At 67.9% G+C, this 14,026-nt stretch carries 13 protein-coding genes; 5 read left to right on the top strand and 8 right to left on the bottom strand.

Features of this window, described 5'->3' with window-relative positions:
• Nucleotides 1–2 precede the first annotated feature (2 nt).
• The 3 genes from AC3EF3_RS17295 (at nucleotide 3) to AC3EF3_RS17285 (ending at nucleotide 3,351) form a co-directional block, all read left to right on the top strand.
• The gene (locus AC3EF3_RS17295; protein ID WP_488533383.1) at nucleotides 3–1,247 is read left to right on the top strand and encodes a phenylacetate--CoA ligase family protein; all 1,245 of its coding nucleotides are present in this window, start codon (nucleotides 3–5) and stop codon (nucleotides 1,245–1,247) included.
• A gap of 76 nt (nucleotides 1,248–1,323) precedes the next feature.
• Nucleotides 1,324–2,304, top strand: coding sequence for a tripartite tricarboxylate transporter substrate-binding protein (locus AC3EF3_RS17290; RefSeq protein ID WP_488533382.1), 981 nt, complete (start codon nucleotides 1,324–1,326; stop codon nucleotides 2,302–2,304).
• A gap of 51 nt (nucleotides 2,305–2,355) precedes the next feature.
• Nucleotides 2,356–3,351: a Bug family tripartite tricarboxylate transporter substrate binding protein gene (locus tag AC3EF3_RS17285; protein ID WP_488533381.1), complete on the top strand. Its 996-nt coding sequence runs from the start codon at nucleotides 2,356–2,358 to the stop codon at nucleotides 3,349–3,351.
• 7 nt (nucleotides 3,352–3,358) lie between these two features.
• Here AC3EF3_RS17285 and AC3EF3_RS17280 read toward each other — a convergent pair whose 3' ends face one another.
• Nucleotides 3,359–4,282, bottom strand: coding sequence for a LysR substrate-binding domain-containing protein (locus tag AC3EF3_RS17280; RefSeq protein WP_488533380.1), 924 nt, complete (start codon nucleotides 4,280–4,282; stop codon nucleotides 3,359–3,361).
• Nucleotides 4,283–4,384: 102 nt separating this feature from the next.
• Here AC3EF3_RS17280 and AC3EF3_RS17275 point away from each other — a divergent pair, with 102 nt between their 5' ends.
• Together AC3EF3_RS17275 and AC3EF3_RS17270 are read left to right on the top strand one after the other, a co-directional pair.
• Nucleotides 4,385–5,302 carry an alpha/beta fold hydrolase gene (locus AC3EF3_RS17275; RefSeq protein ID WP_488533379.1) on the top strand — a complete coding sequence of 306 codons (918 nt, stop codon included), beginning with the start codon at nucleotides 4,385–4,387 and terminating at the stop codon, nucleotides 5,300–5,302.
• A 7-nt stretch (nucleotides 5,303–5,309) separates the two neighbouring features.
• The gene (locus AC3EF3_RS17270) at nucleotides 5,310–6,188 is read left to right on the top strand and encodes an alpha/beta hydrolase (protein ID WP_488533378.1); all 879 of its coding nucleotides are present in this window, start codon (nucleotides 5,310–5,312) and stop codon (nucleotides 6,186–6,188) included.
• A gap of 37 nt (nucleotides 6,189–6,225) precedes the next feature.
• Here the strand turns inward: AC3EF3_RS17270 and AC3EF3_RS17265 are convergent, their stop codons facing one another.
• The 7 genes from AC3EF3_RS17265 to AC3EF3_RS17235 are packed head-to-tail and all read right to left on the bottom strand — an operon-like array spanning nucleotide 6,226 to nucleotide 14,019.
• The gene (locus AC3EF3_RS17265; protein ID WP_488533377.1) at nucleotides 6,226–6,465 is read right to left on the bottom strand and encodes a hypothetical protein; all 240 of its coding nucleotides are present in this window, start codon (nucleotides 6,463–6,465) and stop codon (nucleotides 6,226–6,228) included.
• A gap of 30 nt (nucleotides 6,466–6,495) precedes the next feature.
• On the bottom strand, nucleotides 6,496–7,044 hold the full coding sequence (locus AC3EF3_RS17260; RefSeq protein ID WP_488533376.1) for an acyloxyacyl hydrolase: 549 nt from the start codon (nucleotides 7,042–7,044) through the stop codon (nucleotides 6,496–6,498).
• Nucleotides 7,045–7,049: 5 nt separating this feature from the next.
• Complete coding sequence (locus AC3EF3_RS17255) at nucleotides 7,050–7,790, bottom strand: MgtC/SapB family protein (RefSeq protein WP_488533375.1); 741 nt, start codon at nucleotides 7,788–7,790, stop codon at nucleotides 7,050–7,052.
• The gene (locus tag AC3EF3_RS17250) at nucleotides 7,787–9,193 is read right to left on the bottom strand and encodes a patatin-like phospholipase family protein (protein ID WP_488533374.1); all 1,407 of its coding nucleotides are present in this window, start codon (nucleotides 9,191–9,193) and stop codon (nucleotides 7,787–7,789) included. The genes AC3EF3_RS17255 and AC3EF3_RS17250 overlap by 4 nt, the downstream gene beginning before the upstream one ends.
• Entirely contained in the window at nucleotides 9,190–9,795 is a 606-nt protein-coding gene (locus AC3EF3_RS17245; RefSeq protein ID WP_488533373.1) for a DedA family protein, read from the bottom strand. The genes AC3EF3_RS17250 and AC3EF3_RS17245 overlap by 4 nt, the downstream gene beginning before the upstream one ends.
• Before the next feature lie 16 nt (nucleotides 9,796–9,811).
• A complete protein-coding gene (locus AC3EF3_RS17240; RefSeq protein ID WP_488533372.1) occupies nucleotides 9,812–12,901 on the bottom strand; it encodes an efflux RND transporter permease subunit in 3,090 nt (1,029 codons plus the stop codon).
• Complete coding sequence (locus tag AC3EF3_RS17235; protein WP_488533371.1) at nucleotides 12,898–14,019, bottom strand: efflux RND transporter periplasmic adaptor subunit; 1,122 nt, start codon at nucleotides 14,017–14,019, stop codon at nucleotides 12,898–12,900. The genes AC3EF3_RS17240 and AC3EF3_RS17235 overlap by 4 nt, the downstream gene beginning before the upstream one ends.
• Between the last annotated feature and the right edge of the window lie 7 nt (nucleotides 14,020–14,026).

Below are 14,026 nucleotides of genomic sequence, written 5' to 3'. Positions count from 1 at the left end.
GGATGACCCATTTCGACACGCTCGAAACGCGCGATCCCGCGCAGCGCGAGGCGCAGCTGATGGCGGCGCTGCCGCAGCAGGTGGCGCATGCGAAGAAGAACAGCGCGGCGTTTGCCGAATTGCTGGCGGGCATCGATCCCGCGGGCGTCACCTCGCGCGCGGCACTGGCGAAGCTGCCGGTGATCCGCAAGCACGAATTGCTCGAGCGCCAGCAGGCGCAGCGCGCGCGCGACCCGTTCGGCGGCTTCTCCACGCTGGTGCGCGGGCCGGGAATGCGCCGCGCCTACGCCTCGCCGGGGCCGATCTACGAACCCGAAGGCATGGCCCGCGACTACTGGCGCTGCGCGCGCGGCCTGTTCGCCGCGGGCTTTCGCGCCGGCGACCTGGTGCACAACGCGTTCAGCTACCACATGACGCCCGGCGCCTTCATCATGGAATCGGGGGCCTTCGCGGTCGGCTGCACCGTGTTCCCCGCCGGCGTCGGCCAGACCGAGCAGCAACTGGAGGCCATCGCCGAACTCAGGCCGGACGCCTACACCGGCACGCCCAGCTTCCTGCGCATCCTGCTGGAGAAGGCGAAGGACGCGGGCACCGACATCTCGAGCATGCGCAAGGCGATGACGGGCGGCGAGGCGCTGCCGCCCACGCTCACCACCTGGTTCGCCCAGCACGGGATCGATGTCTACCAGAGCTACGCGACGGCCGACCTCGGCCTCATCGCCTACGAGACCTCCGCGCGCCAGGGGCTCGTGGTCGACGAGGGCGTGATCGTCGAGATCGTGCGGCCCGGCACGGGCGACCCGGTGGCCGAGGGCGAAGTGGGCGAGGTGGTGGTCACCACGTTCAATCCCGATTACCCGCTGGTGCGCTTCGGCACCGGCGACCTCTCGGCGATCCTGCCGGGCACCTGTCCGACCGGCCGCACCAATGCGCGCATCAAGGGCTGGATGGGTCGCGCCGACCAGACCACCAAGATCCGCGGCATGTTCGTGCACCCGGGCCAGGTGGCCGACATCGCGCGGCGCTTCCCTGAAGTGCTGAAGGCGCGCCTGGTCGTGAGCGGCGAGATGGCCAACGACATCATGACGCTCAAGGTCGAGGCGCGCGGCGCGGCGCAGGACCTGGCTCCCCGCATCGGCGATGCGGTCCGTGAAGTGACCAAATTGCGCGGCGACGTCGTGCTGGTCGAGCCGGGCAGCCTGCCCAACGACGGCAAGGTCATCGAGGACGCCCGCAGCTACAAGTAGCCGCTACGTAATTCCCGCGATGGGCGCGGCGCGTCCGGGCCGTACCATGTTCGCATTGCTTAACGTAGGTGCGACCATGAACAACATCCTGAAGCCGATCGCCGCCGCGATCGCGTTCGCGGCACTCGCCGCCCATGCGGCGGACTTCCCGTCGAAGCCCATCACCATCGTCGTGCCCTTCGCGGCCGGCGGCCCCACGGACCGCGTGGCGCGCGACCTGGCCGAGGCCATGCGCAAGCCCCTGGGCGGCGTGAGCATCATCGTGGACAACGCCGCGGGGGCCGGCGGCTCGATCGGCGCGAACAAGGTCGCGAAGTCGACCGCGGACGGCTACACGCTGCTGCTGCACCACATCGGCATGGCCACCATGCCCACGCTCGTGCGCAACATCCCGTTCAAGGTGGAGAGCGACTTCGAGTACCTCGGCATGGTCAACGACGTGCCGATGACGCTGCTCGGCCGTCCCTCGCTGCCGGCCGACGACTTCAAGCAGCTCTCGACCTGGATCTCGCAGAACAAGGGCAAGATCAACCTCGGCAATGCCGGCGTGGGCTCGGCCTCGCACCTGTGCGGCCTGCTGTTCCAGTCGGCGATGAAGGTCGACATGACGCCCGTGCCGTACAAGGGCACCGGCCCGGCCATGACGGACCTGATCGGCGGCCAGATCGACCTGATGTGCGACCAGTCCACCAACACCACGCCGCACATCGAGGCGAAGAAGGTGAAGGCCTTCGGCGTGACGACCGCCAAGCGCCTCACGACCCCGGCGCTCAAGGACCTGCCGACGTTGCAGGAAGTGGGCCTGAAGGGCTTCACCGTGACGATCTGGCACGGCCTGTATGCGCCCAAGGGCACGCCCCCGGACGTGCAGAAGAAACTGAACGACGCGCTGAAGGCCGCCCTGAAGGACCCGGACTTCATCAAGCGCCAGGAAGGGCTGGGCGCCGTGGTCGTCAACGACAAGCGCATGGAGCCGGCCGAGCACAAGAAGTTCGTGCAGTCCGAGATCGCCAAGTGGAGCCCGATCATCAAGGCGGCGGGCGTGTACGCCGACTGACGACGCTTTTTCGCTAGAGTGGCGGGACAAGCTTCCAACAGGAGACATCCCGTGAGCCGTCCCGCCCTGTCCCGCCGCGAGCTGCTCGCGGCGCTCGCCGCCTCCGTCGCCGCACCGGCCTTCGCGCAATCGAGCTGGCCGACGAAGCCCGTGCGCATCGTCGTGCCGTTCGCGGCCGGTGGCACCACCGACATCCTCGCCCGCGCGATCGCGCCCGAGCTGTCGAAGGCCTTCGGCCAGCAGTTCATCGTCGACAACCGCGCAGGGGCGGGCGGCAACGTCGGCGCGGAGATCGTCGCGCACTCCCCGCCCGACGGCTACACGCTGCTGATGGGCACCGTCGGCACGCACGGCATCAACCGGGCGCTGTACGCCAAGCTGCCTTACGACCCGATCAAGGATTTCGCGCCGATCACGATGGTGGCCGGCGTGCCCAACGTGATGGAGATGCCCACCGAGAGGGCGAAGCAGCTGGGCATCAACAACGTGCGGGACTTCATCCGGTACGCGAAGGAACACCCCGGCAAGTTGAACATGGCCTCGAGCGGCAACGGCACCTCGATCCACCTCGCGGGCGAGCTGTTCAAGAGCATGTCGGGCACCTACCTGGTCCACTTCCCGTACCGGGGATCGGGGCCGGCGCTGATGGACATGGTCTCGGGCACGATGGACGTGATGTTCGACAACCTGCCGTCGTCGCTGCCGCACATCAAGGCCGGCAAGCTCAAGGCGCTGGCAGTGACGAGCCGCCAGCGCTCGGCCGCTCTTCCCGATGTGCCGACCGTCGAGGAAGCCGCGGGCCTGAAAGGCTACGACGCCACCTCCTGGTTCGGCCTGCTGGCGCCCGCCGGCACGCCGGCCGACATCGTGAACCGCATCCAGCAGGAAGTCGCGAAGTCGCTGGCCACGCCCGCCGTGAAGGACAAGCTGCTGTCGCAAGGCGCGATCCCCAGCGGCGACACGCCGGCGGAGTTCGCGAAGCACATCGCCGCCGAGCACGTGAAGTGGGCGAAGGTGGTGAAGGAGTCGGGCGCGAAGGTGGATTGACCGTTGTTCAGCGGCCGTCTATCAGGCGAGCGAAGTCGACGGACCGGAAGCGCTCCAGGACGAAGTCCACGAAGACCCTCGTCTTGGCGGCCAGCATCCTCTTGCTTGGATAGTAGAGCGAGAGCGGGCCCGCATCGCTGTACCAGCCGGGCAGGAGCCGGACGAGTTCGCCGGACCGGATGGAGCCGAATGCGAATGGCATCGGCAGCAGTGCAACGCCGAGGCCCTGTCGTGCCGCCTGCGCGACCGCTTCGGGATCGCTGAGGATGATTCGCGGCTCGCACTGGATCGTTTGTTCGGTCGAACGACGCGACCCCAGCGTCCACGGCCGCACGCGGCCTGTGGGCGTGGAGCGCCGCATGATGCATTCGAAGGACGCAAGATCCTGCGGCGTGCGCGGCGCCGTGCGCCCCGCCATGTAGCCTGGCGATGCCACGGCGACGATATGAACCGGCCCCAGTTCGCGTGCGACGACGCCGGCCGCCATCGGAAAGCCGCCCCCGATCGCGGCATCGAATCCTTCGCCGACGATATCGACCTGCCGGTTGTCGAAATGCCAGTCGGGCACCACCCGTGGATACCGGGAGAGGAACTCCCCGAGCAGCGGTACCAGGAAGTTGCGGCCGAACGCGTGCCCCATGCTGATCTTCAAGGTGCCGGCCGGAACCTCGTCGACACCACTGCCGGCAGCCACGGCCATCTGCAGCGATTCGAGCGGGCCATTGACCTGCCCCAGGAAGTGCTCGCCCTTCTCCGTGAGAGACAGGCGCCGCGTGCTGCGATGAAAGAGGCGCGCGCCCAGCTCCGCCTCGAGACGCGAGACGTTCTTGCTCACCCCTGCGGGCGTCAAGCCAAGAACCCGCGCCGCAGCCGAGAAGCTGCCGTGTTCCGCCGTCTGGACGAACGAGATCAGGTGCTGCAGGTGCGCCATGGCTCCATCTTAAACCGCCGGTTGAAGCTGATTTTGCTGCTTCCGGGATGGTCATTGCGCTGTTGCCCACCGATACTGGCTCGAACACGTCACGAGGTTTTCATGCGCACCTTCACACATCTTCTCTTCGCATCCCTGATCGGACTGGCCGTGCCCGCCATTTCCTCGGCACAGGACTGGGGATTCCCGGGCTTCGCCGTGCGCGAAGCCGCAGTCAACGGCGTCACCATCCACACGCGCTCGGGCGGCTCGGGGCCCGCAGTCATCCTGCTGCACGGCTACGGGGAAACCGGTGACATGTGGGGCCCCCTGGCGGCTGACCTTGCGCGGGACCACACGGTGATCGTCCCGGACTTGCGCGGGCTCGGCCTGTCGTCGAAGCCGGCGGGCGGCTTCGACAAGAAAACCCAGGCAGCCGATGTGGACGCGCTGCTCACCGCCATGAATGTGAAACAGGCCGACGTCGTCGCGCACGACATCGGCAACATGGTGGCGTTCCAGTTCGCCGCGCAGCATCCGGACCGGGTCCGGCGGCTCGTACTGATCGATGCACCGGTGCCCGGGGTCGGCCCGTGGGAAGAGATCCTGAAGAACCCGCTGCTCTGGCATTTCCGGTTCGGCGGGCCGGACATGGAGCGTCTGGTGGCCGGCCGCGAGCGCATTTACCTGGATCGGTTCTGGAACGAGTTTTCGGCGTCGCCGGATCGTTTCAGCGAGGCGGCCCGGCGTCACTACGCGGCGCTCTATGCGCTCCCCGGAGCCATGCACTCAGGCTTCGCGCAGTTCGCCGCGTTCGACCAGGACGCCATCGACAACCGCGAGTTCCTGGCTCGCGGCCGGCTGAAGATGCCCGTCCTCGCGGTCGGTGGGGAAAGATCGTTCGGCCCGATGATGGCGACGGTCATGCGTGCCGCGGGCGACGACGTGACCGAAGGCATCGTTCCGGATTCGGGGCACTGGATCATGGAAGAGAACCCGCGCGCCACGGTCCGGCTGGTCCGAGAGTTTCTTTCGCGGTGAGGCGTCCATGAACGCGACATCCATGGCATCGCGCGAGGAAACCTTCGAAGGCGTGGGCGGCCTGAACATCTTCTTGCGCGTGTGGAGACCGGCCGGACCCGCCCGGGGCGTCATCGTCATCGTGCACGGGTTCAACGCGCACAGCGGCCACTATGCGTGGGCGGCGGAGCAGTTCACGGCGCGCGGTCTCGCCGTCTACGCGCTGGATCTGCGTGGCCGCGGCAAATCCGACGGCGAGCGGTTCTACGTCGAGCAGTTCGGGGACTATGTGGGCGACGTGGCCTCGCTCGTGCGCCTGGCCAAATCGCGGGAAGCGGCGCTGCCGGTCTTCCTGCTGGGCCACAGCGCGGGGGGTGTCGTCGCGTGCCTCTACGCCATCGAGCACCAGTCGGAACTCGCCGGACTGATCTGCGAGAGCTTCGCCTTCCAGGTGCCGGCGCCGGACTTCGCCCTCGCCGTCCTGAAGGGCCTCAGCCACCTCGCGCCGCATGCTCATGTGCTGCGCCTGAAGAACGAAGACTTTTCGCGCGACCCGGAGGTCGTGGCGGCGATGAATGCCGATCCCTTGATCGCGAACGAGGTGCAACCGACGAAGACGGTCGCGGAAATGGTGCGTGCCGACGAGCGGCTGAAGAGGGACTTCCCGTCGATCCGGTTGCCTGTCCTGATTCTTCACGGCACGGAGGATCACGCCGCGAAGCCGGACGGAAGCCGCTTCTTCCTGGACCACGCGGGCTCCGCGGACAAGACGCTGAAGCTCTACGAAGGCCATTATCACGACCTTCTGCGCGATCTCGGCAAGGAGGGCGTCATGGACGACATCACCGACTGGATCTCCGGGCGCCTGCCCGGTGGGCTCGAGCCGCGCAAGCCAGAAGGCGCGTGAACTTCCCGCCGTTGGCAGTCATTGGCCGACTGCTTGGCTAAGCCGAAGACCAGGTCACCAGCGCGCAGGCCGCCGCAGCGGCGATCGCGCGCACGCCCCCGAGCGCCACGCGATCCGGCTGACGCGCCCAGGCGTCACTCAGGACGAGTGCGGCGCCCACGGCGCCGGCCGCCAGCACCAGCTCGATGCGCGCCGCCGGCAACGCCAGCGCGCAGCCGCGCGCCACGATGCAGATCACCGCGCATGCCGGGCCATGGCTGCACAGGAGCTGGATCATCTTGCCCACCCGTGACCGGCGCGGCCGCGATCAGAAGCGATGCGCGTACCGCACCTGCACCAAGTTCTCGCCCGGGTTCGGCTTCTTGATGTCGGCGTTCGAGAAATGCTCGTAGCCGACGGAGATCTCGTCCGCCTGGTTGGGCCCGAAGCGGCGGCCGACCGCGATGCGGTCGCCGAAGTTGAACGTGGTGGAGAACTTGCGCGAGTCGTTGTGGTACATCGGCGTGATCGCGTTGGCGCCGATGCCGGCTTCGGCGAACCATCCTGCGGAGATGCCGCCCGGGTACAGGCGCAGGACCGGCGTGACGCCGAACTGGTTGAAACCGCGGTCGTCGGGGCGGCCGCGCGTGCGCCAGCGGGCGGCGTCCAATTCGGTGTAGCCGGTCAAGGTGCCGATCTCGAACTCATGCTGCCACCGCCAGTCCCAGGTGAGGCCGACGGTGGCCGATTCGACGTGGCTCCAGGAGCCGCCCTGCACGAACACGCTGCTGGGCCGCAAGCCCGGTTCGAAGGCAAACGATGACGATGAAGCGGCGAGGGCCATCGCCGCGATGGCGCAAGAAGTGAGTGTCTTCATTGGAATCAATGGCGCATCGGCACGATGCCAAAGCGCGTCACGTCGTCGGACTGGGCCAGTTCCTGCGCGAGCTGCGCCGGCGACGTCGCCCGGGACCGGTCGAGCGCGACGACGCAAAGCCGCCAGACCGGATGGTTGTCGTAGAAGCTGAAACTGATGCTGCCCGGCATCACGCGGTAGCCGTGAGCGCGCGCGATGTCCTCGATTTCGGCGAGCTGCGGGTTCGCGCGGCGCTGGAAGGTCAGCGTGACGTCGAAACTGGCGCGACCCGGAAGGCTCCTTTCGATCTGGTGGACCAGCGTCATCGACAGCATGCACAGCACCGCCAGCAGCAGCGCCGAGGCGTACAGGCCCACGCCAAGCAGCACGCCGACCGCAGAGGCGGCCCAGATCGAGGCCGCCGTCGTGAGGCCGCTGATGTTCAGGCCATCCTTGACGATCACGCCCGCGCACAGGAAGCCGATGCCCGTGACCACGCCCTGCACGACGCGGGTCGCGTCGGGGATGCCGTTGTTCGCGGCGCCGCCGTACCACAGCGGCGCATAACCGACGAAGATCGTGAGCGCGGTGGATGCCATGCACACGAGTCCGTACGTGCGCATGCCCGCGGCGCGGCCGTTGAACGATCTTTCGTAGCCCACGGCCATGCCGAGCAGCAATGCGCCGACGAGGTTCAGGCCGATGAAGGCGTTGGCAGCGAGGAAGTCGCCGCTCCAGTACATGGCGAGCGAGCGGGCGGTCATCATGGCTGCGGCTCCTCGATGGCATCGGTCTCGACCGCAGCGGTGCTCGCATCCAACCCGAGGCTGCGACGCAGCCGCTGGAACTCGGGCGAGGCGCGCAGCTGCTCGCGGCCGGCCTCCTGCAGGGCGCGCGAATCCGCCGGCAGGATCTCGAACGCGGTCGGCACGTGCATCAGCCGCCGGCGCCGCCCGGCGTCGGGCACGTCGCGCAAGCGCACGTTGATGACGAAGATGTCCGCGTCGGACGCGAACGGGCTGCCTTCGCGGCCGCGCGCCTGCCGCAGTTCCTCGGCCGCGCGCCTGGCGGTGTCCTTCACGATCTCGGTGGTCTCTTCGGTCCAGCGCGAGCCCGCGCCGAAGATCATGGAATCGAGCACCTGGATCGTGCCGGGCACGCGATCGCTCTGGTCGATCCTGTCGGCCGTGTCGCGCTCCGAATTCACCACGATCAGCACGATGCGATGCACGGAGCCCGGCGGCAGCGTATGGAAGCTCTCGTGTAGCGAGCCGCTCGCGATCGTGTGGTCGACCAGGCCGCGCACGCCGAGGTTGTCCGCCAGGCCGCCGTCCACGAGGTGGATGTACGGGCGCTCCTGCGCGTTGCGGTAGCTCTCCGCGATCATGCGCAACAGGCGGGCCGACAGGTTGCGATGCGCCTGCGATTCGCCGCGGGTGCGGGTCGCGCTCGGACAGCTGCCGCCGTAGTTGCGCACCGTCATCGGGCTCAGGAGCAAAGGCACCGATGACGATGCGGCCACGGCAAAACTCAGGGGCACCGAATCGAGGTCCGAGCAGATCAGCGCGAACTGCTCGGGCGTGAATTCGAAGGGCGCACCGGTCGTGAGGTCCGTCGCGGTGACGAGCAGGCGCGGCCACGGGCGGCGCCGGCGCAGCTCGCCGAAGGTCGTGCCGCGATACACATGCTCCAGACGCTTTTCGAGCACGTTGGCGCGTCCGTACCAAGGCGAGCCCAGGTCGTACAGCGTCGCGGGCGCCAGGGCCTGCCGAATGAGGCCGGTCTGGAAGTTCACGAGCAGGAAGTCCTGCTCGAAGTGGTCGAAGGTCTCGTCGCCGAAGGCGGCGTAGTAGCTCGCGAGGATGCTGCCGCCCGACACGCCGCTGACGAGCCCGATCTCGTCGAGAAGCGTCGTCTCGCGGCCGTCGATCTCGAAGTGCGTGGCCTTCAGCTCCTGCAGCACGCCCAGGCCGAAGGCCGCCGCCCGCGCGCCGCCACCGGACAGCGTCACGGCAGCAACGATGGGGCGCGGCGCGGGCGAGATCACCGGCTCGTCCGCGACGGGCGCATCGGGCGGCATGGGCTGGTTCAGCCACGGATGGGTGGTGGAGCACGCGGCCAGCGTGATCGCCACGAGGGTGACGGCTGCGCGTCGCAAGAGGCGAATCATGGGGCAGCGCTCCTGGCGCGCCGGCGCCACCACCGCCACGCGACACATCCGGCCAGCAGGCAAGCCAGCCCGGCGAGGAGATGCGAATGGATGCGATCGAGCGTGGCGAGCACGACGTCGATCCGGCCGCGCAGCAGCACGCCCGCGACGAGAAGCGGCGCGCTGTAGAGCACGGCGCCGATGGAGGTGAGCGTGAGGAACCGGCTGGTCTTCATGCCCCATGCACCGGCGAGCGGCGGGGCCACGAGCGTCACGCCGGGAAGGAAGTGGCCGAACACGAGCGTCGACGGTCCCCACCGGACGAAATCCCGCTCGGCACGCGTGACGTGCTTGTCGGCGGCCAGCGAGAACCGGCGCAGCACATCGAGGACGGCCGCGCCGCGGCGGCGGCCGGCGATGAACCATGCGAGGTTCGTGACCAGCGTCATGACGACCATCGCGGCCAGGAACGCGGCGAAGTGGGCGCCGCTCCCGATGCCGCGTGCGGCGAGGAACATGGCCACCGGGGTGATCGGCAAGGGCACGCCGCTCTCGTGCAGCAGGGTGGCCAGCGCAAGCAGCCCCAGTGCGGCCGGACCGTGGATCGACGCGAGTGCGTCCATGCTCTTGCCTCGCCGATCAAGCCGCGGTCGCGGCGAGCGCGCCGGGGGTCGCAGGCGCGGGCTCGCGCTTGACCTTGAACCACGCCGCGTACAGCGCCGGCACGAAGAAGATCGTGAGCACCGTGGCGATGGTCAGGCCGCCCATGATGGCGAGCGCCATCGGGCCCCAGAACACGCTGCGCGTGAGAGGGATCATCGCCAGCACCGTCGCGGCCGCGGTCAGCACCACGGGGCGCGTCCGGTGCAACGCGGCATCGACGATCGCGTTCCACATGTCGCGACCCTCTTCCATCTCGGTGCGCACCTGGTCGATCAGGATCACCGAGTTGCGCATGATCATCCCGCCCAGCGCGATGATGCCCAGGATCGCGACGAAGCCCAGCGGCGCGCGGAACACCAGCAGTGCGGCGACCACGCCGATCAGGCCAAGCGGCGCGGTGAGGAACACCATCGCCATCGTCGAGAAGCTTTGCAGCTGCAGCATGAGGATCAGCAGGATCGTGAGGACCATCACCGGCGCGACGGCGGCGAGCGCCTGGTTCGCCGTGTCGCTTTCTTCCACCGCGCCACCGACGTCGACGCGGTAGCCGGCGGGCAGCGCGGCCCGGATGTCCTTGAGCAGCGGATCGATCTCCTTCGTCACCGACACGGCCTGCTCGCCGTCCTTGACGTCGGCGCGCACCGTGATCGCCATGTCGCGGTTGCGGCGCCACAGCACCGGCTCCTCGAGCTCGTACCTGATCTTCGCGACTTCCGCGAGCGGCACGACACTGCCCGTGCGCGTGTAGATGTTCACGTCCTTGATCGTGTCGATATCCAGGCGCTCCTTCGGCACCGCGCGCGCAACGATGTCCACGAGGTTCTCGTGCTCGCGCAGCTGGGACAGCGTTGCGCCGTTCATCACAGTCTGTGTCACGACGTTCACGTCGGCGGGCGTGAGGCCCAGCATGCGCGCCTTGTCCTGGTCGAGCTCGACCTTCATCGTGCGCACGGGGTCGTTCCAGTCGAGCTGCACGTCGCGCACCTTGGAGCTCGATGCCATCACGTGCTCGACCTGACGCGCGATCTCGCGGACCTTTTGCGTATCGGGACCGACGACGCGGAACTGCACCGGGTAGCCGACGGCAGGCCCCATCTCCAGTCGCGTGATGCGAACCCAGGCTTGCGGGAATTCCTTGTCCATCGCCGCCATCAGCTTGGTGCGCACGCGCTCGCGCGCTTCCATGTCCTTGGTCATCAGGATGAACTGCGCATAACCCGGGTTCGGCAGCTCGGGCGACAGCGCGAGGTAGAAGCGCGGTGCGCCCGCGCCGGTGTACGCGGTGAAGAACTTGATGTCCTCTTCCTGCTTCAGGATCGCTTCCATGCGCCTGACCTGCTCGCTGGTGGCCTGGAAGGACGAGCCTTCCTTCATGCGCAGGTCGAGGATCAGCTCCGGGCGCTCGCTGTTCGGGAAGAACTGCTGCGGCACGAACTTCATGCCGGCCAGCGCGAGCACGAGCGCGCCTGCCGTCGCGGCGATGATGAGCCAGCGCTTTTCGAGCGCGAAATCGATCCAGCCGCGCAGCTTGCGATAGAACGGCGTGCCGTAGGGATCGGCGCCGTGGTGATGCTGGCCGAAATCCTTGGGCAGCATCTTCACCGCCAGATAGGGGGTGATGATGCCCGAGCACACCCACGAGAACACGACGGCGATGCCGACGATCCAGAAGATGCCGCCCGCATATTCGGCGGTCGTGGAATGCGCGAAGCCGATCGGCATGAAGCCGGCGACGGTGATGAGCGCGCCGGACAGCCGGGGCATCGCGGTGGCGGAATACGAGAACGCAGCCGCCTTGACGCGGTCCCAGCCGCCTTCCATCTTCACCACCATCATCTCGATGGCGATGATCGCGTCGTCCACAAGCAGGCCCAGCGCGATGATGAGCGAGCCGAGGGAAATCCGCTCCAGATTCCATCCCATCGCGAGCATCACCATCGCGACCACGCCGAGCACCAGCGGCACCGAGATCGCGACGATCAGGCCCGTGCGCAAACCCAGGCTCACGAGGCTCACCGCGAGCACGATCACCAGCGCTTCCATCAGTGAGCGCTCGAACTCCCACACGGAGTCCTTCACGGTGGTGGGCTGGTCGGCGACGCGTTCAAGCTCGACGCCGTGGGGCAATTCGGCCCGCACTTTCGCCACCGTCTCGTCGACGGTCTTGCCCAGCTCCACGACGTTGCCGTCGTCGGCCATCACGAGGCCGAGCATCAGCACGTCCTGGCCGTTGTGGCGAATCGTGTAGAGCGGCGGATCCTGGAAGCCGCGCGTCACCGTGGCGATGTCGCCGAGCTTGATCGTGCGGCCGCCGGCGGCGATCGGCACGTTCCGGATGTCATCCAGGTTCTTGAATTCGCCGCTCACGCGCACGAACACCCGATCGGACTTCGTGTCTATCGAGCCGCCGGGCATCATCGCGTTCTGGCTCTTCAGACTTTCGGCAATCGCGAGCGGCGTGACGCCCAGCGCGGCGAGCCGCTGGTTGGAGAACTCGACGTAGACCTTCTGGTCCTGTTTGCCCAGCAGGTCGACCTTCTTCACGTAAGGCGCCTTCAGCAGCCGGCGCTTGATGTCCTCGGAGATGTCGGAGAGTTCCGCGTGTCCGATCCCATCACCCTTGACGGCGTAGAGCAGCGAATACACGTCGCCGAATTCGTCGTTGAAGATCGGCCCGACGACGCCTTCCGGAAGCTCCATCTTCAAGTCCGAGACTTTCTTGCGCGCCTGGTACCACGCTTCCTGCTGGTCCTTGTGCGACGTGCCGCCCTTCACGGTGATGGTCATGCCGCCATAGCCCTGGCGCGAGAAGCTCACCACCTTCTCGAAATGATCGAGCTGCTCGAACTTTTTCTCCATGCGATTGAGCACTTCGTCCTGGATCTGCTGCGCGCTCGCGCCGGGCCAGATCACCGTAGCGGTCATCGAGGGCACGGAGAACTTCGGGTCCTCGAGTTGGCCCAGCTTGCTGAAGCTGAAGATGCCGGCGATCGAGATCACGATGATCAGGAACAGCACCACGGCGCGGTGCTCGAGCGCCCATTCGGTGAGGTTGAACGATTTCATTTCGCGGCCACCTTCTCGTTGGCCGGGGCGGACGCGGCCGCCGCCGGGAGCGCGACCTGCAGGCCGGGCGCCATCTTGTGCACGCCGGCGGTCACGATCACCGTGCCTGCCGGCAGGCCGGAGACGAGCACGTCGTCGTTGCGATAGCCGCCCACCGTCACGCGCGCGAGTTCGACCGTTGCCGCCTGTTCGCCGCTCTTGCGCCGCACCACCCACACGGCGGGCTGCCCACCGCTTTGCGTGATCGCCGCGGTCGGGATCGCGGCGACCTGCGACTGCGCGGCCGCCCGTTCCGCAACCAGCGTGGCCGTCGCGCCGAGCGGGAGCTTGCGCGCCTGCGCGGGCTTCAGCCGCGCCTGGTAGGTGCGCGTCTGTGCGGCGGCCTGCGGCGAGAGTTCGCGCAGGATCACATCGAACGTTTCGTCCGGTGCGCTCGCGAGCGTCGCCTTGTATCCCGCCTTCTTGAACGACGCGACCTGGTCTTCCGGCACGTCGACCACGATCTCGGGCTCGCCCTCGGCGGCGATCGACACCACCGGCTGGCCTTCGGCGACCACCTGGCCCGCTTCGAACTTCACCGCCGTCACGACACCGGTGCGCGACGCGCGCAGCACCGTGTACTTCAGGCGGTTGCGCGCGAGATCGAGCTGCTTCGCCGCCGCTTCCGCGTTCGCGGACGTGCTGTGCGCCGCCGTGCGGGCCTTCTCGTCATCGGACTCGCTCACCGAGCCGTCCTTACGGAGCGCTTCCAGGCGCTTGTGGTCCGACTCGGCCTGGCGGGCCTGCGATGCCGCGGCAGTGGCTGCTTGCTGGGCGGCGTCGGCGGCGAGCTTGTAGTCGCTGTCGTCGATGACCGCGAGCACGTCGCCCTCATGGACGACCTGGCCGACGTCGACCTTGCGCTGCGCGATCTTGCCGCCGACCCGGAACGCCTCGTCCACCTCGTGGCGCGAGCGTACGACGCCCGCGTACCGGTTGGTCTCGTGCACGCCGTCGTAGCGCAGCTCGACCGTGCGAACGGGTCGCAGCGGCTCGGCCGGCGGGGCTTTCGTACCGCAGGCCGCCAGCAGGGCCGCCAGGGGGATGGCCAACATGGCCTGGGTGTGTGTGGGTTTCAAGGTCGAC

The organism is Ramlibacter sp. GS1-15, from assembly GCF_057785015.1.
Note: the sequence above shows the minus strand (reverse complement) of the source record. Positions and strands in the feature narration are given on the sequence as shown.

What these genes read in the sequence shown, in the direction of transcription:
- AC3EF3_RS17295 (WP_488533383.1), top strand. Translation starts at nt 3, where the DNA reads ATGACCCATTTCGACACGCTCGAAACGCGCGATCCCGCGCAGCGCGAG.
- AC3EF3_RS17290 (WP_488533382.1), top strand. Translation starts at nt 1,324, where the DNA reads ATGAACAACATCCTGAAGCCGATCGCCGCCGCGATCGCGTTCGCGGCA.
- AC3EF3_RS17280 (WP_488533380.1), bottom strand. Translation starts at nt 4,282, where the DNA reads ATGGCGCACCTGCAGCACCTGATCTCGTTCGTCCAGACGGCGGAACAC.
- AC3EF3_RS17275 (WP_488533379.1), top strand. Translation starts at nt 4,385, where the DNA reads ATGCGCACCTTCACACATCTTCTCTTCGCATCCCTGATCGGACTGGCC.
- AC3EF3_RS17270 (WP_488533378.1), top strand. Translation starts at nt 5,310, where the DNA reads ATGAACGCGACATCCATGGCATCGCGCGAGGAAACCTTCGAAGGCGTG.
- AC3EF3_RS17265 (WP_488533377.1), bottom strand. Translation starts at nt 6,465, where the DNA reads ATGATCCAGCTCCTGTGCAGCCATGGCCCGGCATGCGCGGTGATCTGC.
- AC3EF3_RS17260 (WP_488533376.1), bottom strand. Translation starts at nt 7,044, where the DNA reads ATGAAGACACTCACTTCTTGCGCCATCGCGGCGATGGCCCTCGCCGCT.
- AC3EF3_RS17255 (WP_488533375.1), bottom strand. Translation starts at nt 7,790, where the DNA reads ATGATGACCGCCCGCTCGCTCGCCATGTACTGGAGCGGCGACTTCCTC.
- AC3EF3_RS17250 (WP_488533374.1), bottom strand. Translation starts at nt 9,193, where the DNA reads ATGATTCGCCTCTTGCGACGCGCAGCCGTCACCCTCGTGGCGATCACG.
- AC3EF3_RS17245 (WP_488533373.1), bottom strand. Translation starts at nt 9,795, where the DNA reads ATGGACGCACTCGCGTCGATCCACGGTCCGGCCGCACTGGGGCTGCTT.
- AC3EF3_RS17240 (WP_488533372.1), bottom strand. Translation starts at nt 12,901, where the DNA reads ATGAAATCGTTCAACCTCACCGAATGGGCGCTCGAGCACCGCGCCGTG.